This window comes from Maribacter litoralis (assembly GCF_003075045.1).
Taxonomy (GTDB): domain Bacteria; phylum Bacteroidota; class Bacteroidia; order Flavobacteriales; family Flavobacteriaceae; genus Maribacter; species Maribacter litoralis.
The window spans coordinates 1-924 of the sequence record NZ_QCZD01000020.1; the positions used below are offsets into that span (position 1 = coordinate 1).

Genomic DNA, 924 nt, shown 5'->3' on the forward strand with positions numbered 1-924 from the left:
TCAATACCGTAACTTTTACGTTTCGGTTGTTACGTCTGAGTACTTTGGATATACCACCAACTTGTGGTACGGTGGGAATGTTGATATCGCCAATAATATCGTCCAAGACTTCGGTGGTGGCTTCAGCCCGAAAATTGTTCTGTACGTAGATACCTTCGCTTCCATCAGATAAATCAAAAGCTTTAAGTTTAGTGGGATGATGCTTTATGTTTTCAATTTCAATTAAAGCCCGATTAGGCTGAAAACTGATAAACCCAAAAACGGGCGTATTTTTTGGCATTACTTTACCATTGATAGTAGCAGTTTTGGTCAGACGCATTCGCAATCTGGTATTTGCTTTTACAACTTGGTCGCCATCTACCACTACGTAAATAGTTTCATCAGTATTACCGATGATTGAAACTTCATTGGGTTTGGGCGAAGCGGCAAAGAACAATTGATGTTCTAAGCCCAATTCTTTCGCTTCAATTTTTTGTTCCCGCTTCACTTCAGCAGAATCGATTGTTGATGCCACTTGGCGAACAGTTCTTCTCTGTCCCAAATTTTGGTATCGCTTTTCTGAATATTGAATCTTACCCGCTTCATAGATGCTATCTACGATACGCTCTTTTTCGCGTTCTGGAAGATCTGGGTCGTAAAACCCCAAGGAATCAATCAGCTTTTCATCATAGATGCTGGGTGCATTGTTTTCACGAACTTTCTTCAAATCGTTAATCGCATCCAGTTTGGAATCATATTCTTTTTGGTCCTCTTCCAAATCTGGCACTAAGGTCTGCTTAAGATTTTCAGTTTCACTTTCATCATCGCCCATTACCATTACGGAATAGGAAATAAGGAATATGAAAATCACCGCCAATACTGTTGCAAATACTATTTTGTTCTTTTCTACTTTCATAATCTTGGTTTTTTAAATGCCGATTTTCG

The 924-nt window shown here is 39.1% G+C and carries 1 protein-coding gene; it reads right to left on the reverse strand.

The genetic code is table 11. The features are described 5' to 3' along the window. Window positions 1-895: conjugative transposon protein TraM (gene traM, locus DCS95_RS20095; protein WP_116772579.1), on the reverse strand; the 895-nt coding region annotated here is incomplete at its 3' end. Window positions 896-924 lie beyond the last annotated feature (29 nt).